This is a genomic window from Nocardioides sp. WG-D5 (assembly GCF_054031175.1).
Genome location: NZ_CM132928.1, coordinates 379,337 through 401,275 on the forward strand (window position 1 = coordinate 379,337; position 21,939 = coordinate 401,275).

The following is a 21,939-nucleotide window of genomic DNA, read 5'->3' on the forward strand; positions in this document are numbered from 1 at the left end:
TCAATCATTGAACTGAAGTTAGTTCGATTGGTACGGTCGCGAGAACATCATCACGAACCCGGGTGCACTGCCGGGCAGGACGAAAGGCGCTCATGGACCTCTCCCCCGACCTCCTGGTCATCGGCGGCGGCATGGCCGGACTCACCGCCGCCGCCCGCGCATCGCGTGACGGACAGCGCGTCACGGTCGTCGAGGTCTCCTCCGACGTGGGTGGCTCCGGACGGTTCGCCGGCTACATCTGGACCGCTCCGACGGATGCGGTGATGGACGAGCAGAATCCCGGCGGCGACGAGGCCCTCAAGCGGGCCCTCGTCGAGCGGTTCGACGCCGCGGTGGAATGGATCCGCAGCACCGGGGTCGAAGCCGGCCCCTCCCAGCGGATCCTCTCCTTCGGCCAGGGCCACGGCTTCGACACCAACCAGTACGTCGACACCTGCCGTCGCATCGTGACCGACTCAGGTGGCCAGGTGCTGCTCTCGACCGCGACCGAGGAGCTCCTCGTCGACCACGGTGCCGTTGCCGGTGCCCGCCTGCGGCTGCCCACGGACGAGGTCGTGGAGATCCGGGCACGAAACACGGTCCTCGCCACCGGTGGCTTCCAGGCCGACCCCGAGATGCGCGAGAAGCTGCTCGGCCCAGGTGCCGGCGCACTGCCCCTGCGGTCCAACCCGAACAGCAGGGGCGACGGACTGCGTCTGGCGACGGCCGTAGGGGCCGCGACGGGCCTCGAGCGCGCCGGCTTCTACGGCCACCTGGTGCCGAGCGGCGTACCGTTCAAGGACTCCGGCGACTTCGTCGACCTCTCGCTCTACTACAGCGAGCACGCGCTGCTCTTCAACCTCGACAAAGAGCGGTTCGTCGACGAGACGCTCGGCGACCACCTCACGACGGTCGCGCTCAGCGAGCAACCGGAGGCGCGCGGACTGCTCATCGCCGATGCGCGGGTGCGCCGCGACTGGATGGTGCCGGCGTACGTCGAGGGAGCGGTGAGCGTCGACAAGTTCGCGCTCGCCTCGAAGCGGGGCGGACGCACGGGCCTGGCGGAGTCGCTCGAAGAGCTGGAGTACCTGCCGGAGGAGTGGGGCTACGACGGGGCTGCCATCCGCTCGGCGATCGAGCGCTTCAACGCGGAGGTCGCCGCGGGGACCACGCCGGGCAGGAAGCTCGACGCCACACCGCTCGACGAGCCGCCGTACTACGTCGTCGAGACCACGCCCGCGATCACGTTCCCGTTCGTCGGGGTGCTGATCGACGAGCGGGCGCGGGTCCTGGCGGTCGACGGCGCTCCGATCCCCGGCCTCCTGGCGGCCGGGTCCGACACGGGCGGCCTGTGGAACCGGGCGTACGCCGGCGGTCTCGCCGCGGCGATCGTGTTCGGGCTGACCGCCGCTCGCACGCATCTGGAGGGCAGCTGACCTTCTGAGCCGAGCGGGGCGTGGGGGCACCCGCCACCACGCCCCCGGCCTCAGATCCCGGCGAGATCGGCGATACGGGTGCGATGCTCCCGGGCGCTGCCGAAGATGCCCTCGTCACCCAGGGCGCGCCGGACGTAGAAGTGGGCCGGATGCTCCCAGGTGAACCCGATGCCACCGTGCAGCTGCACGGCCTCGTGCACCGCACGGATCACGGCATCGGTGGCCACGGCCCCGGCAACCTCGGCTGCCAGGGCCGTATCCGGGTTCTCGTCGTAGAGCGCCGCGGCGTAGACGACGGCGGAGCGCGCACGCTGCAGGTCGACGAGCACGTCGGCGAGGCGATGCTTGATCGCCTGGAAGGAACCGATCGGCCGGCCGAACTGCTCGCGCTGGCCGACGTATTCGACCACGGCATCGAGCTGGTGGCGGATGATTCCGACGTGCTCGGCCGCGACGGCGACGGTGGCGGCCCGGCGTACGCGCGCCAGGACCTGCTCGGCCCGCTCGGGACCGACGACGCGGAGGACCTCTGCGCCGCTGAGCACGACGTCGGCCTGGCGACGGGTCGTGTCGAGGACCTCGATCCGGCGGGTCTCGACGCCGGGGTCGGTCCGGCGAACGACGAAGACTCCGTCCTCACCGCCGAAGACGACGAGGTCGCTGTCGGCACCGGCGACGACCCGGGCGAGAGTCCCGGTGGCCCTGCCGTCGGACACCCGGACCGCTGCGGAGAGCGCGACCGTGCCGACGAGGTCCCCCGCCGCGACGGCGGCCAGCAGCTCTCGGACCGCCTCGGTGTCGTCCGCGAGCGAGAGCGTCAGCGCGGTCAGCACCGACGACTCGAGGACGGGCTCGGGAAGCAGCGCCGCACCCGTCTCCTCCAGCACGACGGCGAGGTCGCGCAGGCCGAAGCCGGCTCCGCCGCGCTCCTCGGGGACGATCATCGAGCCGACGTCCAGCTCCTTGTTCAGCCTCAGCCACAGATCGGCCGACCACCCTCGCGCCGAGTCGGCGGCGTGACGTACGGCCTGATGGTCGGCGTCGCGATCGAGCAGATGGCGGACCACGTCGCGCAGCTGCTCGTGCTCCTCGATCGGCGCGACGATCGACGGGGCGGCTTCTGGCCAGACGGCCAGGCTCTGGGTCATGGGCTTCTCCTCGAACCGGGTATCCGCTAGTGTCATCACACTACTTGAATTCACTTCAATTACAAGAGTGTGCGCCCACACGAGCGACAGGAGGCGTGATGACCGAGATCGCAGCGGTGTCGGCGGCCGAGCTGGCAGGACTGGAACGACTCGCACCCGCACTGGTCGAGGCGACCGGCGAGCCCGGCTGGAGTGAGGTCCGGGCCGAGCTGATCAGCGGCGGCAAGTCGAACCTGACCTTCCTGCTCTCCTCCCCCGCCGGCGAGCTCGTGCTGCGCCGCCCACCGACCGGCGAGCTGCTGCCGAGCGCTCACGACATGCTCCGCGAGGCCCGCGTGCAGGCGGCGCTGGCGAGCTCGCCCGTGCCGGTGCCGCGGATCGTGATGGCCGACGCCGGCGAGCTCATCGGGATCCGTTGCTACGTGATGGAGCGGGTCCCCGGGCACATCGTCCGCGAGGCCCTCCCCACCGGGTACGCGGCGACCGCCGAGGAGCGGCAGCGACTCGGCTTCGCCTTCATCGACGCCCTCGCCGCGCTCCACTCCGTCGACCCGGGCGAGGTCGGCCTGGGAGACTACGGCCGCCCGGCCGGCTACGCCGAGCGCCAGGTACGCCGCTGGACCAGGCAGTGGGAGAGCTCGCGCACCCACGACGTGCCCGAGGTCGACGAGCTCGCCGGCCGTCTCTCCGGCCGCGTACCCGCCCAGCAGGCCACCTCGATCGTCCATGGCGACTACCGCATCGACAACTGCGTCCTCCACCTCGACGACCCTGGCACGATCAACGCGGTCCTCGACTGGGAGCTGTCCACGCTCGGCGACCCGCTCACCGACCTCGGCTATGCCTTGATGTTCTGGCGCCACCCGGGCGAACCGCCCATCTCCTCGCTGACGCCGACCGTCACCGACCAGCCCGGCTTCCCGACCCGCTCGCAGCTGCTGGAGCGCTATGCGCGTAGGACCGGGCTGACCCTGGACGACCTGGACTTCCACGTCGCGCTGGCCCACTTCAAGTTCGCCGTCATCGCCCAGGGCGTCGCCAACAGGTCCCGCGACGGAGCGATGGGCGGCCAGGACTTCGGCGACCTCGACGACGAGATCCTCGCGCTCGCCCGCGCCGGCCTCGACCTGATCTGACCCCAAGGAGCACCGAAATGGACTTCGCACCATCGGCCAAGGCCCAGGAGGCCTGCGAGAACATGTGGGACTTCATGCGCACGCATGTCTTCCCCGCCGAACCGGTCTGGCACGCCCACCTGCGCGAGCACGGCGAGCACACGCATCCGCCGGTCATGGAGGACCTGAAGCACGAGGCACGCAGACGCGGGCTGTGGAACCTCTTCCTTCCCCAGCACTCCGGCCTGACCAACGCCGACTACGCCTCGGTCGCCGAGATCTCGGGGTGGTCGCCCGTGATCGCGCCCGAGGCGATCAACTGCCAGGCGCCCGACACCGGCAACATGGAGACCCTCGAGCTGTTCGCCACCGACGAGCAGCGCAAGCGGTGGCTCGAACCACTCCTGGCCGGCGAGATCCGCTCGGCCTTCGCGATGACCGAGCCGGAGGTCGCCTCCTCCGACGCCACCAACATCACCACCCTCATCACCCGCGACGGCGACGACTACGTCATCAACGGCCGCAAGTGGTTCATCACCGGCGCCGCCGACGAGCGCTGCCAGATCTTCATCGTCATGGGGAAGACGGATCCCGACGCCGAGACCCACCGGCAGCAGTCGATGGTGCTCGTGCCTCGGGATGCACCGGGCCTCGAGATCGAACGACACCTGCCGATCTTCGGCTATCAGGATCAGCACGGACACTCGGAGATCGTCTTCCGCGACGTACGCGTCCCGGCCGCCAACCTCCTCGCCGAGGAGGGCGACGGGTTCCTCATCTCCCAGGCGAGGCTCGGGCCGGGGCGGATCCATCACGCGATGCGGGCCATCGGCATGGCTGAGCGCGCCCTCGCCCTCATGGTCGAGCGCGCGCGCAGCCGGGTCGCGTTCGGACAGCCGCTGTCCGACTACGCCAACGTGCAGGACCACATCGCGCAGTCACGCATCGAGATCGATCAGGCCCGGCTCCACGTCCTCGACGCGGCCTGGAAGATCGACACGTACGGCGCCAAGGCCGCCCGCAGCGAGATCAGCGCGATCAAGGTGTCGGCGCCGGCGATGGCGACCGCGGTCATCGACCGCGCGATCGAGGTCTTCGGCGGAGCCGGCGTCTCCGACGACACCCCGCTGGCGTACTTCTACGCCTGGGCGCGGGTGCTGCGCATCGTCGACGGCCCCGACGCCGTGCATCGTCGGACGGTCGCGCGGCTGGAGATGCGGAGGACCCGGCCGTACGTGGGCTGACCCGCCTCCGGCGGCCGGGTGTCGCAGCCCGGCCGCCAGGGGCAGCGTGTTCGGCTCGGGGTCAGAGCTTGCCGCCGCCGTCGACGTACAGCGTCTGACCGGTGATGTAGGACCCCTCGTCGCTCGCCAGGAAGGCGGCGGTGGCCGCGATGTCCTCCGGCATGCCGACCCGCCTGACCGGGTTGGCCTCGGCGTTGAGCCGTCGGAACTCGTCCGGCTCGAGGCCCAGGCGTGCCGCGGTCTGGTCGGTCATCTCGGTGGCGACGAACCCGGGAGCGATGGCGTTGACGTTGACGCCGTACGGCCCGAGCTCGATCGCCAGCGTGCGCGTGAAGCCCTGGATGCCCATCTTGGCGGCCGAGTAGTTGGCCTGGCCGCGGTTGCCGAGCGCGGAGGTCGAGGAGACGTTGACGATCTTCCCGTAGCGCTGCTCCACGAAGTGCTTCTGCGCTGCCTGCGACATCAGGAACGCGCCCTTGAGGTGCACGTCGACGACCTGGTCCCACTCGGCCTCCGACATCTTGAAGAGCAGGTTGTCGCGGGTGATGCCGGCGTTGTTCATCAGCACGTGCAGCCCACCGAGCTCGGTGACCACGCGTCCGACCGCCTCGTCGACGCTCGTCGACGCCGACACGTCCGTCCCGATGCCCAGGTGGCCGCTGCCGGGAAGCTGCGCGGCCGCGTCCTTGGCGGCCGTGTCATCGAGGTCGAGCACCGCGACCCGACCGCCCTCCTCCGCGAAACGCTGGGCGCACGCGTACCCGATCCCTCGGGCGGCCCCGGTCACGACGACCACGCGATCCTCGAATCGACCCATCTCTTTACTCCGTTCACTCGGTGGATGTTCACCACGACTGGCTGTCCGCGTCGTACGATACCTGAACCGAATTCAATCCAGGAGGAATCATGACGTTGACCCTCGACGGGATCGATGGCGTACGAGCCGCCGTCGGCACCGACCTCGACCCCGGGCCCTGGTTCGAGATCGACCAGGCCCGCATCACGTCCTTCGCCGACGTGACCGAGGACTGGCAGTGGATCCACGTCGACACCGAACGGGCCGCCGGCAGCGACCTCGGCAGCACGATCGCGCACGGCTACCTGACGCTGTCGCTGATCCCGCGCCTGAGCAACGACGTGTTCACGTTCGCCAACATCGGCCGCGCCCTCAACTACGGGCTGGACAAGGTCCGGTTCCTCTCCCCCGTCCGCCCCGGCGACCGCGTACGAGCCCGCGCGGCGATGATCTCGGCCGAGGACTCCGGCCCCGGCGTCCTCGCCCGGGTGCGCTACACGATCGAGATCGAGGACCAGGAGCGACCGGCATGCGTCGTCGAGGCGCTGATGCTGGTTCTCCCGCCTGCGGAGTGAGGCCGACGATCGGCGCGCCTTCCAACCCACAGACGCGAATCGGCCTGCCACCGCGTTTCCGCAGGTGGCAGGCCGATCTCGGTGGTGCAGTGGGTTACAGGTACTGCCCCGTGTTGGAGACCTGCTCGATCGAACGGCCGGGCTCGGTGCCCTGCTTGCCGGTGATGAGCGTGCGGATGAAGACGATCCGCTCGCCCTTCTTGCCGGAGATGCGGGCCCAGTCGTCGGGGTTGGTGGTGTTGGGGAGGTCCTCGTTCTCCTTGAACTCGTCCACGCAGGCCTGGAGCAGGTGCTGCACCCGCAGGCCCTTCTGGGCGGCGTCCTCACCGGAGTCCAGGAAGGACTTGATGGCCATCTTCTTGGCCCGGTCGACGATGTTCTGGATCATCGCGCCGGAGTTGAAGTCCTTGAAGTAGAGGATCTCCTTGTCACCGTTGGCGTAGGTGACCTCCAGGAAGCGGTTCTCCTCGGACTCGGTGTACATCCGCTCCACGGTGGTGCGGATGAGCTCGTCGATGGTGGCCTGCTTGTCGCCGTTGAACTCGCCCACATCGGTCGGGTGCAGCGGCAGCTCGGGGACCAGGTACTTCGAGAAGATGTCGCGAGCACCCTCGGCATCGGGACGCTCGATCTTGATCTTCACGTCCAGACGGCCCGGGCGCAGGATCGCCGGGTCGATCATGTCCTCACGGTTGGAGGCACCGATGACCAGCACGTTCTCCAGCGCCTCGACACCGTCGATCTCGGAGAGCAGCTGCGGGACGATGGTGTTCTCCACGTCGGAGGAGACACCGGTGCCACGCGTACGGAACAGCGAGTCCATCTCGTCGAAGAAGACGATCACCGGGGTGCCGGCCGCGGCCTTCTCACGAGCCCGCTGGAAGACCAGGCGGATGTGGCGCTCGGTCTCACCGACGTACTTGTTGAGGAGCTCGGGGCCCTTGATGTTGAGGAAGTAGGACTTGCCGTCCGCTCCCGTCTTCGCGGCGACCTTCTTCGCCAACGAGTTGGCGACGGCCTTCGCGATCAGGGTCTTGCCACATCCCGGAGGGCCGTAGAGCAGCACGCCCTTCGGCGGCTTGAGCTGGTGCTCGATGAAGAGCTCCGGGTAGAGGTAGGGCAGCTCGACCGCGTCCTGGATCTGCTCGATCTGGCCGCTGAGGCCACCGATCGACTCGTAGGAGATGTCGGGCACCTCCTCCAGGACGAGCTCCTCGACCTCGGACTTGGGCACCTTCTCGTAGACATAACCCGAGCGTGGTTCGAGGAGCAGGGAGTCACCGGCGCGGATGGCGTCGTTGAGGAGCGGCTCGGCGAGCCGCACGACGCGCTCCTCGTCGGCGTTGGCGATCACCAGGGCGCGCTCACCGTCGGCGAGCAGCTCCTTGAACATCACCACCTCGCCGACCTTCTCGAACTCCATCGCGGCCACGACGTTCAGCGCCTCGTTGAGCATGACCTCCTGGCCATAGCGCAGCTCGTCGAGGTCGACGTTGGGCGATGCGGTCACCCGGAGCTTGCGCCCACCGGTGAAGACATCGATCGAGTCGTCCTCGTTGCGCTCGATGAAGGTGCCGAAGCCTGCTGGCGGCTGTGCCAGCCGGTCGACCTCCTCCTTGAGCTTGATGATCTGGTCTCGGGCATCCCGAAGCGTCACGGTGAGTCGCTCGTTCTGCGACGTCACGGCGGCCAGGGAGCGCTGCGCGTCAGCGAGCCGCGCCTCCAGGCCACGCGAAGATCCGGGCATCTCGGTCAGTCTGTGCCGCAGGTCGGTCACCTCAGCTTCGAGGAAACGGACATGACTCTCGAGCTCCTCGGGGCTGCGCCCCTCGGAATGGAATCCATCGGATGTCGACATCAGCACACCTCCTCTACTTCTTCGACCCTACAAGGCGGAGGGGTAGGAGAGGAGAAGGATTTACCGGTGTTGGACACTATTCGGTCGACTTCGACCGGTTCGTGTCGACCTGTGGCACGTCGGAAACATGGACTGTCACCGACCGGACTCAGTCCAGCTCGGCGACGTCCTCCGGCGCGGCGCCGGGAACGGCGTCCGCGACGGGCTCGGGAGCAGGCATGTCGGCCGGGCGCGGGCCCGTGTAGTCAGGTCCGTACGCCCCGGGGGCAGGTCGCCGCGTCTTGCGAGGCGCACGCTCGCCCGGTGCCAGCTTCCTGGCCGTCACCAGGAAGGCGGTGTGGCCGATCATCTTGTGACCCGGCCGGACCGCGAGACCCTCGACGTGCCAGTCGCGCACCAGCGACTCCCACGCCTGCGGCTCGGTGAAGCCGCCGTGGGCACGGACCGTCTCGACGAAGCGGGACAGCTGGGTGGTGGTCGCGACGTAGGCGCAGACCATGCCGCCGGGGTAGAGCGACTCGGCGGCCGCGTCGATGCACTCCCACGGGGCGAGCATGTCGAGGATCAGCCGGTCGCAGCGGATCTGCTGGCGCGGGAGCTCCTCCTGGAGGTCGCCGAGGTTGAGCGACCAGTTGGGGTGGGACTCCCCTGCCGGGGTGCCGAAGAACTGGTCGACGTTCTTGCGGGCGACCTCGGCGAACTCCTCGCGGCGCTCGAAGGACGTCACCTTGCCGAACGGACCGACCGCGCGCAGCAGCGAGCAGGTCAGGGCACCGGAGCCGACCCCGGCCTCCACGACGGAGGCACCCGGGAAGATGTCGGCCATGGCGACGATCTGGGCGGCGTCCTTGGGGTAGACCACGGCCGCGCCACGGGGCATGGAGACGACGAACTCCGAGAGGAGCGGGCGGAAGACCAGGTACTCGCCTCCGGTGGAGGCGGTGACCGTGAAGCCCTCCTCGCGGCCGATCAGCTCGTCGTGGTCGATGTGGCCCTTGTTGGAGAAGAAGCGCTTGCCCGCGACGAGCTCGAAGTTGTGGCGGCGACCCTTGGTGTCGGTCAGCCGCACCCACTCGCCCTCGCGGAGCGGCCCGCGGTGCACACCTGCTCGGGCCTCGGCCGGAATGTCTGGAATATCAGCGCTTGACACCCGCCGAGGCTACCCGTTTTCCCGCCGAACCCGGCAAACCGCGATCTCTTATGCTCCCGCGCGGAACGCCGCGTCGACGTCGGAGGTGACCAGGACGCCGTAGATCGAGCCGTCGGGCTCGACCAGGAGGTATTCGGGCGCCGGCGTCTTCGAGATCGCCTGGATCAGGGCCTCCCCGTCGATGTCGGCCGGGAGGGTGAGACCGTCCTCGAGCCGTCGGGTCACCGTCGAGGTGGCCATCCACGGGCGGCGGTCCTCGGGAGTGGCCAGCAGGGCGCCCTCGTGCACCAGACCGATCGGCTCACCTCCGCTCGTCACGGTGACGATGCTGCCGGCCTCGGCCTCCTGGGCGCGGCGTACGGCCTCGGCCAGGGGGAGGTCGGCGGGCACCGCCAGGGTGCGGCGGGCGAGGTCGCGGGCGACGAGGAGCGGGAGGCGGAGGCGTACCTTCGCCGACATGATCGCCGCGGAGGCGCCGCTCCAGAGGAACACGCCGATGATGACGGCGAGGATGTAGTCGGTGAGGTCCGGCTGCACGCGGAGGATCTGACCCTGGGTGAAGGGCCACAGCAGCACGAGGACCGCGAGCACGCGGCCCGCCCAGCCGGCGACGATGCTGCCGCGGTTGACGTTGCCGGTCCCGGCCCAGACGCCGGCCTTCAGCAACCGGCCGCCGTCGAGGGGCAGGCCGGGGACGAGATTGAGTACGCCGACGAAGAGGTTCGTGACGCACAGACCCATGACGAGCAGCCCGATGAGCCCGTCGGGGGTGAAGAAGGAGACGCCGTAGGCGGCCATACCGACGCCGAGGGAGACCAGTGGCCCGACCACGGCGATCCAGAACTCGTCGCGAGGCCGCTTCGCCTCCTTCTCCACCGAGGTCGCCCCGCCGAGGAAGTGCAGCATGATCACGCCCACCGGATAGCCCAGCCGCTTGGCGACGATGGCGTGCGCCGCCTCGTGCAGCAGCACCGCTGCGTAGAGCACGATCGCGAACGCGAAGCCGGCGACGTACGTCAACCAGCCCAGTCCTGGCTCGACGGCCTCGATCCGGGGCGCCATCAGCCAGGCGATCAGCGCCGCGATCAGGAACCAGGACGGCGTGACCAGGACGTCGCTGCCGGCGATGGAGCCGACCTTGATCGTGCCCGGGGCTCGCGAGCCGGGCTCCGCCTCTTCGACCGGCTTGTCGCCGCCGGGGCGTGGGTCAGGGTCTGCCACATTCCGAGCGTACTTGAGCGGCGGTGGCCAGGAGGTGTCGACCCGGTTGTCGGTGCTTGCGAATAGTGTCGACTTCCATGAGCACCTCACCAGCCGACGCGCGGTCGACCCCGGTCGACGGCATCAACGTGCTGGGGTCGCTCTCGCCGAGCCGCGCGAGCGACTTCACCTCGTGCCCGCTGCTCTACCGGTTCCGCACCATCGACCAGCTCCCGGAGCCGCCCTCGGAGGCGGCCGCGCGCGGCACCGTGGTGCACAAGGTGCTCGAGGATCTCTTCGACCTGCCCGCCACCGAACGCACGCCCCGGCAGGCGAGGTCGATGGTGGAGCAGGCGTGGGAGGACGTACGCAGCCTCGACCCGGCCCTGGCGACGCTGTTCACCGCGGCGGCCGATGAGGCGGAGGTCGCCTGGCTGGAGTCGTGCCGCCAGGTGCTGCGCCGCTACTTCGACCTGGAGGACCCGCGGCGTCTGGAGCCGGCCGAGCGCGAGCACTACGTCGAGGCCCTGCTCGACTCCAAACTGCTGCTGCGAGGCTTCATCGACCGGGTCGACATCGCCGCCGACGGCCGGATCCGCGTGGTCGACTACAAGACCTCGAGGATCCCCAGCGAGGCCTACGAGGCGAAGGCGCTGTTCCAGCTCAGGTTCTACGCCCTGGTGATCTGGCGCACCCGCGGCGTGGTGCCGGCCATGCTCCAGCTGATCTACCTCGGCTCCGGCGACATCCTGCGCTACGTGCCGGACGAGGCCGACCTGCTCGCGACCGAGCGCAAGGCCGAGGCGATCTGGCGGGCGATCCGCACCGCCCAGGAGACCGGGGAGTGGCTGCCCAACCCGGGGAAGCTGTGCGGCTGGTGCGCCCACAAGCCGCTGTGCCCCGCCTTCGGGGGCACTCCTCCCCCGCTCCCGCCCACTCCAGGCCCCGTCACGGCGGGCGACGACCTCGATCTCGACTAGACCCTAGGCGCGTCTACCAGGATCGGCAGGTTACGAGAGTTATCGTCGCGACGACTGTGACGGATGCGCTTGGCTGAGGGAGGTGCGGCTGCCCGTGAGCTCGACAGGCTCGCCCACCGGGAGCGCGACCTCGTCTCGGCAACGTCTCGACATCCAGGGACTGCGCGCGATCGCGGTGCTCGCGGTCGTCGCGCTGCACGTCGGCTTCGGATCCTTGACCGGCGGCTTCGTCGGCGTCGACGTCTTCTTCGCGATCTCGGGCTTCCTGATCACCCAGCAGCTGATGCGGCAGGTGCGCACCGAGGGCCGGGTCAGCCTGCTCGGCTTCTACGCGCGCCGGGCTCGGCGGATCCTGCCCGCGGCGACCGTGGTCCTGCTGGCGACGGTGGTCTACGCCGCGTTCTTCCTCGGCTTCGTACGCACCCGAGAGATCGCCCTCGACGCGCTGTGGTCGGCGGCCTTCGCCGCCAACTTCCGGTTCGCCGCGCTGGAGACCGACTACTTCTCGGCAGCGCTGCCGCCGTCACCGCTGCAGCACTTCTGGTCGCTCGCCGTCGAGGAGCAGTTCTACCTGGTCTGGCCGCTGGTGATCCTGGGGTGCCTGTGGGTGCTGAAGAGGCGCAGCGTGCACGCCGAGCCCGACCCCCGCGGCCGCCGGCGCGTGCTGGTCATCGCGCTCGGCGTCGTCATCGTGGCATCGCTGCTCGCCTCGGCGGTGCTGACCCGGACCAGCCCGGAGGCGGCGTACTTCTCGCCCTTCACCCGCGCCTGGGAGCTCGGCCTGGGCGCGATCGCGGCGATCGCGTTCCGTGACGACGGGCCGCAGGACGCGACCGCACGCTGGCGCGCGCAGGTGCTCTCGGCGTTCGGGATGTTCTTCATCGTGTGCGCCTGCCTGCAGTTCAACGACGCGACCCCGTTCCCGGGCACACCGGCGCTCGTGCCGGTCCTCGGCAGCGTCTTCATCATCGTGGCCGGCACGCTCTGGCACGGCCCGACCGTGGTCGGCAGGCTGCTGTCGGTGCCGCCGCTGCAGGTGATCGGCAACTGGTCCTACTCGCTCTACCTGTGGCACTTCCCGGTGCTGGTTCTCGCCGAGCTGCAGCTGGGCCGTGAGCTGCACTGGTGGGAGCAGATCCTCCTGGTGGCGCTGGCGTTCGTCCTGGCGGGCCTCTCCTACCGCTTCGTCGAGGAGCCGTTCCGGCGCGGTGTCCTGTGGCGCCGCCCCGTGCTGAGGCGGGCCGGCTCGTTGGGTCCGGTCGCGCTCTACCCGCTGAGCATCACCCTGGTCGCGTTGACCTGCTTCGGGGCCAACTCCTACGCCACCGGGGCCGCCCGGGACGGCTACCAGCCGGCCATCACGCTCGCCGAGGCCGACTCCTCCGGCTCCGCCGAGGAGCCCAAGGACTCCAAGCAGCCCGATCGGCCGGCATCGAGCGCCGCACCGCCCGCGGCCAAGGCGCAGGAGCCCGACCCGCTCCCGGACCTCGTGAAGGCCTCGGTGCTCGCGGCCCGCAAGAACCAGCCCATCCCCACCAACCTCGAGCCGGGGCTGACGAACCTCTCCGACGACGTCGAGACGGTCGGTGCGTGCAACTACTACGCGACCAACGTACGCAAGCTGTGCCCGCGCGGCGACGTCGATGCCGAGAAGACGATGGTGATCATCGGCGACTCCCACGCCCGCCACTGGACGCCCGCGGTCGAGGAGATCGCCGAGCGCTCCGGCTACCGCGCCTACGTCCTGGCGATGCCGCAGTGCACCGTCTCGCTGGTCACGCCCGACAAGATCGACAGCACCGACCCGATGACCTCGTGCGACGACTTCCACGACTTCATGCTCTCCTCGGTCAAGAAGCTCCGTCCCGACCTGCTGCTGATCTCCTCACGCCCGATCAGCGCCGCCTACCACGACTCATCCGGCCGGCACACCGACCGTGAGGAAGTACGCCGCGCCGTCTACCGCGGCTACGAGCGGCTGCTGGCCCAGGTGAAGCCCGTCGCCAAGCGCACCGTGTGGCTGCGCGACGTACCGGCGCTCGAGTTCGACCCGGCCACCTGCCTGAGCAGCAACAAGACTCTCTCGCCCTGCACCTACAAGCCGCTCGAGAGCCAGCAGGACGGCGCCGACCTGCAGATGCAGGCTGCCAAGGCCGCTCGCGTCGAGACCGTCGACCTCGACGACATGTTCTGCGACAGCGTCGGCATCTGCACCACGGTCGTCGGCGACACGATCACCCACCGCGACGGGCATCACCTCACCGCGACCTACTCCGAGGAGCTCGCCCGCACGCTGGGCGAACGGCTCGAGGTCTGGTGAGGGTCACTCCTCGTCGGGAGGCGTCTCGGCCCCGTCGCGCTCGTCGCGGTCGGCCCATTCGAGCAACGGCTCGATCGAGAACGGGTGGTCGTCGATGTCGGCGTGCAGGTCGCCGATCTCTGCGAACCGCGCCGGCACCGTACGCATCGTGAAGTCGCGCGGGTCGACGTCCTTGGTCTCCTCCCAGGTGATCGGGGTGGAGACCCGGCCGTCGGCGACGCCGCGGATCGAGTAGGCGCACGCGATCGTGTGGTCGCGGGTGTTCTGGTTGAAGTCGACGAACAGCTGCGCCGGGTCGCGATCCTTGCGCCACCAGGCGGTGGTGACCAGCTTCGGTGCCCGGCGCTCGACCTCGCGGGCGAAGGCGTGCGCGGCGCGGCGTACGTCCTGAAAGCCGTGCTCCGCGGGGATCCGCACGTACACGTGCATCCCGGAGCCGCCGCTCGTCTTCGGGTAGCCCACCGCGCCGAGCTCGTCGAGCAGCTCGCGGACGACGCCGGCCACGGTCTGCACCGTCGAGAACGGGCACTCGGGACCGGGGTCGAGGTCGATGCGCCACTCGTCGGGCTTCTCGGTGTCCTCGCGGCGGCTGTTCCAGGGGTGGAACTCGACGGTCGACATCTGGACCGCCCAGATCACCGCGCCGAGCTCGGTCACGCACAGCTCGTCGGCCGTGCGGCCCCAGCGCGGGAAGTAGAGGCGTACGGTCTCGATCCAGTCGGGCGCCCCCTGCGGCAGCCGCTTCTGGTGCACCTTCGGCCCCGCCAGGCCCTTGGGGAACCTGTGGAGCATGCACGGCCGCTCCCACAGCGCGTTGACGATCCCGGGGCCGACGGCGAGGTAGTACTGCGCCACGTCGAGCTTCGTCGCGCCTGTCTCGGGGAAGTAGACCCGATCCGGGTTGGAGATCCTGACGACGCGGTTGTCGACCTCTATCTCCACCGACGGCGATGCCTTGGTCATGGTCGCCAGCGTAGGCCACGGATCCGTCGAGGACGGGCGACATGGACGATCGGCTGCCCCTCCTATATTCAGGGCATGGACTTCGACCGGCCTCCCGTCGTACGCGTCGAGGCGGACCCCACGCGTGAGCCGCTGCTGCCGGGCGAGTGGCCGCTGACCGTGCCGGCCGTCGCCCAGGTCGTGGAGAAGGGGCTCGAGCTCGCGGCCGGGGTGACGTTCCTGGTCGGTGAGAACGGCTCGGGAAAGTCGACGATCGTGGAGGCCGTCGCCGCGGCGTACGGCCTCAATCCCGAGGGCGGCTCGCGCAACACCAACCACTCGACGCGGGCGTCGGAGTCACCGCTGAGCGACGTCCTCCGCCTCCAGCGCGGCCTGGGCTCGGCACGCTGGGGCTTCTTCCTCCGCGCGGAGACGATGCACGGCTGGTACACCTACATGGAGGATCTCGGTCACTCACCGGCGGGCGAGCCGGTGTTCCACGAGATGAGCCACGGCGAGTCCTTCCTCGCGGTGCTGCGCCAGCGCTTCGACACCCCCGGCTTCTACTGCCTCGACGAGCCCGAGGCGGCGCTGTCGTTCATGTCCACGATGGGGCTGATCGCCACGCTCGACGAGGTGGTGCGAGACGGCGGTCAGGTGCTCTGCGCCACCCACTCCCCGGTGCTCGCCGCGATGCCCGGCGCCACCATCCTCGAGGTCGGCGACTGGGGTCTGCGGGAGACGACGTGGGAAGACCTCGAGCTCGTACGCCACTGGCGCAGCTACCTCGACGACCCGCGCCGCTACCTGCGTCACATCCTCGACTGAGACCTCACGCCCGGGTGCGGCGCAGCAGCGCCAGGAACATCGCATCGGTGCCGTGCCGGTGCGGCCACAGTTGCACGGTGCCCTCGATCGGCCCGGCGCTGTCGGGCACGTCGCCGACCGTGGCGGCGATGGGCTCCAGGCGGACGTCGGATCGGTCCGCGAGCACGCTCTGCACCACGCCGCTCGTCTCCGCCAGCACCGGCGAGCAGGTGGCGTAGAGCACCACGCCGCCCGGTCGGGTCAGGTCGACGGCCCGGTCCAGGAGCGAGCGCTGCAGGTCGACGAGTACGTCCAGGTCGGCCGTGCCGCGACGCCACCGCGCCTCCGGCCGGCGGCGCAGCGCCCCCAGCCCGGTGCACGGGGCGTCGACGAGGATCCGGTCGAAGGTGGCGTCCTTGAACGGCGGCCTGGTCCCGTCGCCGGCGACGACGCCCGCGACCCCCTCGACGTGTGATCCGGCCGAGCGGTCGGTCAGGTTGGCCAGGACGAGTCCGGCGCGGTGCGGCTGGCGCTCGTTGGCGACCAGCGCGGCGGCCTGCTGCGCGGCCAGAGCCGCCAGCAGCGCCGACTTGCCGCCTGGTCCGGCACACAGGTCCAGCCAGGACTCCGCCCGGTCCTCGCCCGGCTCGTCCTCGCGTTCGATGGCCGCCTCGGCCAGCGCGATGGCCACGAGCTGCGAGCCCTCGTCCTGCACGCCCGCGCGCCCCTCCGCGACCGCGGCGATCCCGGCCGGTGAGCCGGAGTCGAGGGTGACGCCGAAGGGCGAGTAGGACGTCGGCGTACCGCCGAGCTCGTCGACCGTGGCGCGCCCGGGACGGGCGACGAGCGTGACCGACGGCGGCACGTTGTCCGCCTCGAGCAACGCATCGATCTGGTCGCGGCCGACGGCCTCGGCCAGCTGCTCCACGACCCAGCGCGGATGGCTGAAGGCGACCGTGGCCCAGCCGTCGTGGTCCTTCTCACGCGCGGGCGCGACCTCGGCGACCCACTCCTCGAGCGTGTTGCGGGTGACCTTGCGCAGGACGGCATTGACGAAGCCCGCCGGTCCCTGCCCGACCTTGGAGCGGGCCAGGTCGACGCTGGTCGAGATCGCGGCATGGTCCGGGACCCGCATGGAGAGCACCTGGTGCGCCCCCAACCGCAGAACGTCGAGAACCTTCGCCTCGACCTTGGCCAGCGGCCTGTCGATGCACGCGGCCAGGACGGCGTCGTAGGTGCCCTGCTGCCGCAGCGTCCCCGACGCCAGCTCGGTGGCGAAGGCCGCGTCGCGACCCTCCAGGCCGAGGCGGCCGAGGACGTGGGGCAGCACCAGGTTGGCGTACGCCTCGTCGACCCGCACCGCCTTGAGCACCTCGAACGCCGCCAGCCGCGCCGGGTCGACGGGCTTGGTGCCGCCCCGCTCCCCCGGTCGCCGCGGTCCCTGAGGCCTGCGGCCCGGACGCCTACCCGGCTGTGCTCTATTCGAAGGCGACACCGGACTCCAGACGTACGCCACGGGCCCAGTCGGCCGCCGGCATCTCCTTCTTGCCGAAGGCCTTCACGCGGCCCAGGCGTACGGCCGTCGTGCCGGTGCCGACGAGCACCTCGTTCTTGCGGACGACCAGCTCGCCGGGGGCGGCCTCGTCGTCGGTCATCGTGACCGGGCCGACCTTGAACCGCTCGCCGTCGAGCAGTGTCCAGGCTCCCGGCGCCGGGGTGCAGGCGCGGACCTGCCGGTCGATGGCGACCGCGTTCTGGGTCCAGTCGATCCGGGCGTCCTCGACGGTGATCTTGTCGGCGTAGGAGACGCCGTCGGCGGGCTGCTCGCGCGCCTCCAGGGAGCCGTCCTCGATCCCGTCGAGGGTGGAGACCAGCAGCGTGGCACCACCGGCGGTGAGCTTCTCGAAGAGCGACCCGGAGGTCTCGTCAGGGGCCAGCGCCTGGGTCATGGTGCCGAAGACGGGCCCGGCGTCCATCGCCTTCACGATCCGGAACGTGGTGGCGCCGGAGATCTCCTCGCCGGCCCAGACCGCACGCTGCACCGGAGCCGCGCCACGGTAGGCGGGCAGGAGCGAGAAGTGCAGGTTGACCCAGCCGTGCGGCGGGATGTCCAGCGCCGACTGCGGCAGCATCGCACCGTAGGCGACCACCGGGCAGCAGTCGGGCTCCAGAGCCTTCAGCGCAGCCTGGAACTCGGGCTCGCGCGGGTGCTCCGGCTTGAGCACCGGCACCCCCAGCTCCTCGGCCCGCTGGGCGACCGGAGAGGGCACCAGCCGCTTGCTGCGGCCCTGCGCCGCATCGGGCCGGGTGACGACACCGACCAGCTCGTGGCGGGAGGCGGCGATCGCGTCCAGCGAGGGTACGGCGACCTCGGGCGTGCCTGCGAAGACGACCCTCATCAGAACCCGAACCCGTTCGTCGCGTGCGGCGAGATCTTCACCGTCGGCTTCTCCAGGCCGAACCACTCCGACTCCCGGATCTCCTTCATCGCCGCCTTGCGGGCGGCCTCGTCGAGCCGGTCGATGAACAGGATGCCGTCGAGGTGGTCGGTCTCGTGCTGGATGGCGCGGGCGAGCAGCTCGGAGCCCTCGATGGTCACCGGCTCGCCGTGCATGTTGAAGCCCTTCGCGACGACCGACAGCGCGCGGCGGCAGTCGAAGGTGATGTCGGGCAGCGAGAGGCAGCCCTCTCCCCCGTCCTGCGTCTCCTCCGACAACGTCAGGTCCGGGTTGACCAGATGACCCACCTGGCCGTCGACGTACCAGGTGAAGACCCGCAGGCTCACGCCGATCTGGGGAGCGGCCAGTCCGGCGCCGGGCGCCTCGAGCATGGTGTCGGTCAGGTCGGCAACGAGCTTGTGCAGCTCCTTGTCGAAGTCGACGACCTCGATGGCTGGCTTGCGCAGCACGGGGTCGCCGAAGAGTCGGATGGGCTGGACTGCCACTGTTCTCCTAGGTGGTCGAGCGTGTCGGGTCCACAATACGTGGGCTGAGCCTCGGTCAGAGCGTCGGCGGATCGACCTGGACCCGCACCGGGTCGAGCTTGCGCGCCGACCGCACCCGCTGCAGCTCCCCGAGCGCCTTGGTGAGCTTGGTGCCGAGGGACCGCGGGACGCGTACGACCGCTCGCAGTCGCGGCTCGCCGGTGGAGGTGGGCTCGGCCGGGACAGGGCCCAGGACCTCCGCGCCCGGCGGCAGCGCGAGCAGCGTGAGCGCGTCGTCGAGCGCCCCGGGGGTGCCGGTGATGGTGGCCATCCGCGAGGCTGGCGGAAGGTGGGCCTCCTGCCGTGCGGACGCCTCCCGCTGGGCGAACCCGGGCTGGTCCCAGCGCACCAGCGCCTGCAGCACCGGCAGCGCGGGGTCGCCGACGACCAGCACCCGCCCGCCGGGCCGCACCAGACCGGCGGCGTTGCTCCAGCGGCGCAGCGCCTCCTCGTCCGTACGCAGGTCCGGCCGCCCCAGCAGCAGCCAGGTGTCGAGGAGAAGCACTGCGGCATAGCCTCCGTCGGCGACCGGCTCGGCGCCGATCGTCGCGACGACGATGGCCGGGGTCCCCGGCACGGTCTGCTTGACCGCCCCCGCCGACGAGGTGACCACCCGCACCCCGGCGAAGGAGCGACCCATCTCCTCGGCCGTGCGGGCCTCGCCGATGATCGGCGCCCGCAGGCCGAATCCTCCACAGGCGCCGCACGCCCAGGCCGCCTCGACGTGACCGCACCAGGCGCACGTCGGCGGCGCGGCCGGCCCGCCGAGCTGCAGCGGCCCCTGGCAGGCCGAGCACCTGGCCGGCGTACGACACCGGTCGCAGGCCAGCGAGGCCGCATATCCGCGGCGCGGGGTCTGGAGCAGGACCGGTCCGGTGGCGAGCGCGGCGCGGATCGCCTCGTGCGCCTCTCGGGGCACGCGGGAGGCTCGGGTGAGCGGATCCTTCTCGAGGTCGAAGTCGGTGTCGCCGGTGATCTCGATGCTCACCCGCTGCCGAGCCAGGGTGCGCGTCGGCCGGATCTCCTGCGCCCAGCCCGTCTCGGCCAGGAACCCCGCCTCCACGGTGCGCGCGAAGCCGCCCACGAGCGCGGCCGCGTGCTCCAGCTCGGCCCGCAGCAGCAGTACGTCCCGCGCGTGCGGGTAGGGCGAACGCTGCTCGGCGAGCAGGTCGTCGCCGTCGTCCCAGACGACGACGAGCCCGAGGTCGTGCACCGGCGCGAACGCCGCGGCACGGGTGCCGATGGCCACCTTCACCGCGCCGCGGGAGACCCGCAGGAACTCGCGGTAGCGAGACGCCGGCCCGGCATCGGCTGCCAGCACGGCGTGGCGGCCCTCTCCCAGCACCTTCGTCATCGCGGTGTCGAGGCGGGCGAGGTCCCTCCAGTCCGGCACCACGACCAGCGCACCCCGTCCCGACGCGAGCGTCGCGGCGGTGGCGTGGGCGATCAGGTCGGCGTGGTCGGTGCCGGCCGCGGCGTGCCACACCGCGCGCGGCGCGCCGCCGGAGGCCAGGTGTCGCAGGAACGCGCCCGCGGGCTCGTGACCGGCCCACGCCGAGGCGGCTGCCGCGGGGTCGAACGGCGGGGCCGCGGGAGCCGGCGGCGACGGCTCCTTCTCGGTCGACGCGTGCCTCGGCGGAACGGCCAGCCGGAGCACGTCGGCCCGGGGTCCCGCGTAGCGCCGGGCGACCGCCTCGCTCAGCGCGGCGACCTGCGGGGTGAGCACCACCTCGGAGCTGACGACCCGCTTGAGCGGCTGCAACTTGGTGTGCTCGGAGGCCTCGGCGCGGGCCACGACGAAGCCGTCGACGTCCTTGGGTCCGAACCGGACCTTCACCCGCACCCCGGGCTGCGCCTCCTCGGCCATCGAGGCCGGGACGGCATAGTCGAAGGGCCGGTCGAGGTGGGCCATCGGCAGATCGATCAGGACCTTGGCGACCGGATCGATCTCGGCGGTCTCCGCCTCGGCAGCCTTGCGCGCACGCGTGGCCGCGGCCTTCGCCCGCCCCTCCTTGACCCGGTCGCGAACCAGCCCGGGCAGCTCCAGCTCGGCTGCCCCGGCTGCCTCCTGCGGTCCCCGGCTCACAACCGACATTCCTATCAGCCTGCGCCGACACAACGCCGAGTCGGCGCGTCCTGACCGAAAACGAAGTCGAGTCGGCGCGTCAGGACGCGCCGACTCGGCAACAGGTGGTGCTGTGGATCAGGCGCCGGCAGCAGCCTTGAGCGCGTCGGCGCGGTCGGTGCGCTCCCAGGTGAACTCGGGCAGCTCGCGGCCGAAGTGACCGTATGCAGCGGTCTTGGCGTAGATCGGGCGGAGCAGGTCGAGGTCGCGCAGGATCGCGGCCGGGCGGAGGTCGAAGACCTCCAGGACTGCCTTCTGGATGTTGGCCTCGGGCACCGTGTGGGTGCCGAAGGTCTCCACGAAGACACCGACGGGCTGGGCCTTGCCGATGGCGTAGGCCACCTGGACCTCGGCGCGACGGGCCAGGCCCGCGGCGACGATGTTCTTGGCCACCCAGCGCATGGCGTACGCAGCCGACCGGTCGACCTTCGACGGGTCCTTGCCCGAGAAGGCGCCGCCGCCGTGGCGGGCCATGCCGCCGTAGGTGTCGACGATGATCTTGCGGCCGGTCAGGCCGGCGTCACCCATCGGGCCACCGACGACGAAGCGGCCGGTCGGGTTGATGTGCAGCTTGTAGCCGTCGAAGGGAACCGACGACTTGAACTGCTCGAGCACCGGCTCGATGACGTACTTCTTGATGTCGGCGTGCAGCTGCTCCTGGCTGGTCTCCTCGGAGTGCTGCGTCGAGAGGACGACGGTGTCCACGCGGACGGCCTTGTTCTCGTCGTCGTACTCGATGGTGACCTGGGTCTTGCCGTCGGGACGCAGGTAGTCGAGCGTGCCGTCCTTGCGGACCGCGGTCAGCTTCTCCGCGAGCGTCTGCGCCATCTTGATCGGCAGCGGGAACAGCTCGGGCGTGTCATCGCAGGCGTAGCCGAACATCAGGCCCTGGTCGCCGGCGCCCTGCAGGTCGAGCTCGTCGACCGAGGAGTTGAGGCGGTGCTCCTCCGCGGTGTCGACGCCCTGGGCGATGTCCTGGCTCTGGGCGCCGATGGCGACCTGGACGCCGCAGGAGTGGCCGTCGAAGCCCTTGAGGGAGGAGTCGTAGCCGATGTCGAGGATCTTCTGGCGCACGAGCTGGGCGACCGGCGCGTAGGCGTCGGTGGTCACCTCGCCCGCGACCACGACCAGGCCGGTGGTGAGCAGGGTCTCGACAGCCACCCGGCTCTTGGGGTCGTGCTCGAGCAGGTAGTCGAGCACGGTGTCGCTGATCTGGTCGGCGATCTTGTCCGGGTGCCCCTCGGTCACCGACTCCGACGTGAAGAGACGTCCGGTCACGTG

General features: G+C 70.6%; 18 protein-coding genes. 7 read left to right on the plus strand and 11 right to left on the minus strand.

The window, feature by feature from the left end; genetic code table 11:
• Window positions 1–92 precede the first annotated feature (92 nt).
• Window positions 93–1,415, plus strand: a complete 1,323-nt coding sequence (locus tag ACWZJV_RS01915) for an FAD-dependent oxidoreductase (RefSeq protein WP_457180042.1) — start codon at window positions 93–95, stop codon at window positions 1,413–1,415.
• A 50-nt stretch (window positions 1,416–1,465) separates the two neighbouring features.
• Here the strand turns inward: ACWZJV_RS01915 and ACWZJV_RS01920 are convergent, their stop codons facing one another.
• Window positions 1,466–2,563, minus strand: coding sequence for an acyl-CoA dehydrogenase family protein (locus tag ACWZJV_RS01920; protein WP_457180043.1), 1,098 nt, complete (start codon window positions 2,561–2,563; stop codon window positions 1,466–1,468).
• Between the two features lie 98 nt (window positions 2,564–2,661).
• Between ACWZJV_RS01920 and ACWZJV_RS01925 the strand changes: the two genes are divergently transcribed.
• Both ACWZJV_RS01925 and ACWZJV_RS01930 read left to right on the plus strand, forming a co-directional pair.
• Window positions 2,662–3,699: a phosphotransferase family protein gene (locus ACWZJV_RS01925; RefSeq protein WP_457180044.1), complete on the plus strand. Its 1,038-nt coding sequence runs from the start codon at window positions 2,662–2,664 to the stop codon at window positions 3,697–3,699.
• A gap of 17 nt (window positions 3,700–3,716) precedes the next feature.
• Window positions 3,717–4,922: an acyl-CoA dehydrogenase family protein gene (locus ACWZJV_RS01930; RefSeq protein WP_457180045.1), complete on the plus strand. Its 1,206-nt coding sequence runs from the start codon at window positions 3,717–3,719 to the stop codon at window positions 4,920–4,922.
• Window positions 4,923–4,983: 61 nt separating this feature from the next.
• Here ACWZJV_RS01930 and ACWZJV_RS01935 read toward each other — a convergent pair whose 3' ends face one another.
• A complete protein-coding gene (locus ACWZJV_RS01935; protein WP_457180046.1) occupies window positions 4,984–5,739 on the minus strand; it encodes an SDR family NAD(P)-dependent oxidoreductase in 756 nt (251 codons plus the stop codon).
• Between the two features lie 89 nt (window positions 5,740–5,828).
• Between ACWZJV_RS01935 and ACWZJV_RS01940 the strand changes: the two genes are divergently transcribed.
• A complete protein-coding gene (locus ACWZJV_RS01940; RefSeq protein ID WP_457180047.1) occupies window positions 5,829–6,293 on the plus strand; it encodes a MaoC family dehydratase in 465 nt (154 codons plus the stop codon).
• A gap of 94 nt (window positions 6,294–6,387) precedes the next feature.
• Here ACWZJV_RS01940 and arc read toward each other — a convergent pair whose 3' ends face one another.
• The 3 genes from arc to ACWZJV_RS01955 all read right to left on the minus strand — a co-directional run bounded on the left by arc (window position 6,388) and on the right by ACWZJV_RS01955 (window position 10,522).
• Complete coding sequence (gene arc / locus ACWZJV_RS01945) at window positions 6,388–8,151, minus strand: proteasome ATPase (protein ID WP_008356721.1); 1,764 nt, start codon at window positions 8,149–8,151, stop codon at window positions 6,388–6,390.
• Window positions 8,152–8,299: 148 nt separating this feature from the next.
• A complete protein-coding gene (locus ACWZJV_RS01950; RefSeq protein WP_307785592.1) occupies window positions 8,300–9,301 on the minus strand; it encodes a tRNA (adenine-N1)-methyltransferase in 1,002 nt (333 codons plus the stop codon).
• A 48-nt stretch (window positions 9,302–9,349) separates the two neighbouring features.
• Window positions 9,350–10,522, minus strand: coding sequence for a site-2 protease family protein (locus ACWZJV_RS01955; protein ID WP_196873917.1), 1,173 nt, complete (start codon window positions 10,520–10,522; stop codon window positions 9,350–9,352).
• A 77-nt stretch (window positions 10,523–10,599) separates the two neighbouring features.
• On the opposite strand from ACWZJV_RS01955, the gene ACWZJV_RS01960 reads away from it, so the two are divergent.
• Both ACWZJV_RS01960 and ACWZJV_RS01965 read left to right on the plus strand, forming a co-directional pair.
• Entirely contained in the window at window positions 10,600–11,481 is an 882-nt protein-coding gene (locus tag ACWZJV_RS01960) for a RecB family exonuclease (RefSeq protein WP_457180048.1), read from the plus strand.
• 94 nt (window positions 11,482–11,575) lie between these two features.
• Complete coding sequence (locus tag ACWZJV_RS01965) at window positions 11,576–13,801, plus strand: acyltransferase family protein (RefSeq protein ID WP_457180049.1); 2,226 nt, start codon at window positions 11,576–11,578, stop codon at window positions 13,799–13,801.
• Between the two features lie 3 nt (window positions 13,802–13,804).
• Here the strand turns inward: ACWZJV_RS01965 and ligD are convergent, their stop codons facing one another.
• Window positions 13,805–14,764, minus strand: a complete 960-nt coding sequence (gene ligD / locus ACWZJV_RS01970) for a non-homologous end-joining DNA ligase (RefSeq protein ID WP_196873914.1) — start codon at window positions 14,762–14,764, stop codon at window positions 13,805–13,807.
• 75 nt (window positions 14,765–14,839) lie between these two features.
• On the opposite strand from ligD, the gene ACWZJV_RS01975 reads away from it, so the two are divergent.
• Window positions 14,840–15,571, plus strand: coding sequence for an AAA family ATPase (locus ACWZJV_RS01975; protein WP_457180050.1), 732 nt, complete (start codon window positions 14,840–14,842; stop codon window positions 15,569–15,571).
• Between the two features lie 4 nt (window positions 15,572–15,575).
• Here ACWZJV_RS01975 and ACWZJV_RS01980 read toward each other — a convergent pair whose 3' ends face one another.
• The 5 genes from ACWZJV_RS01980 to metK form a co-directional block, all read right to left on the minus strand.
• Window positions 15,576–17,045, minus strand: coding sequence for an RsmB/NOP family class I SAM-dependent RNA methyltransferase (locus tag ACWZJV_RS01980; protein WP_457180051.1), 1,470 nt, complete (start codon window positions 17,043–17,045; stop codon window positions 15,576–15,578).
• On the minus strand, window positions 17,029–17,949 hold the full coding sequence (fmt, locus tag ACWZJV_RS01985; RefSeq protein ID WP_457180052.1) for a methionyl-tRNA formyltransferase: 921 nt from the start codon (window positions 17,947–17,949) through the stop codon (window positions 17,029–17,031). The genes ACWZJV_RS01980 and fmt overlap by 17 nt, the downstream gene beginning before the upstream one ends.
• Complete coding sequence (def, locus tag ACWZJV_RS01990) at window positions 17,949–18,494, minus strand: peptide deformylase (protein WP_457180053.1); 546 nt, start codon at window positions 18,492–18,494, stop codon at window positions 17,949–17,951. The genes fmt and def overlap by 1 nt, the downstream gene beginning before the upstream one ends.
• A gap of 55 nt (window positions 18,495–18,549) precedes the next feature.
• Window positions 18,550–20,628: a primosomal protein N' gene (locus ACWZJV_RS01995; RefSeq protein ID WP_457180054.1), complete on the minus strand. Its 2,079-nt coding sequence runs from the start codon at window positions 20,626–20,628 to the stop codon at window positions 18,550–18,552.
• Between the two features lie 108 nt (window positions 20,629–20,736).
• Complete coding sequence (gene metK / locus ACWZJV_RS02000; RefSeq protein ID WP_196873909.1) at window positions 20,737–21,936, minus strand: methionine adenosyltransferase; 1,200 nt, start codon at window positions 21,934–21,936, stop codon at window positions 20,737–20,739.
• Window positions 21,937–21,939 lie beyond the last annotated feature (3 nt).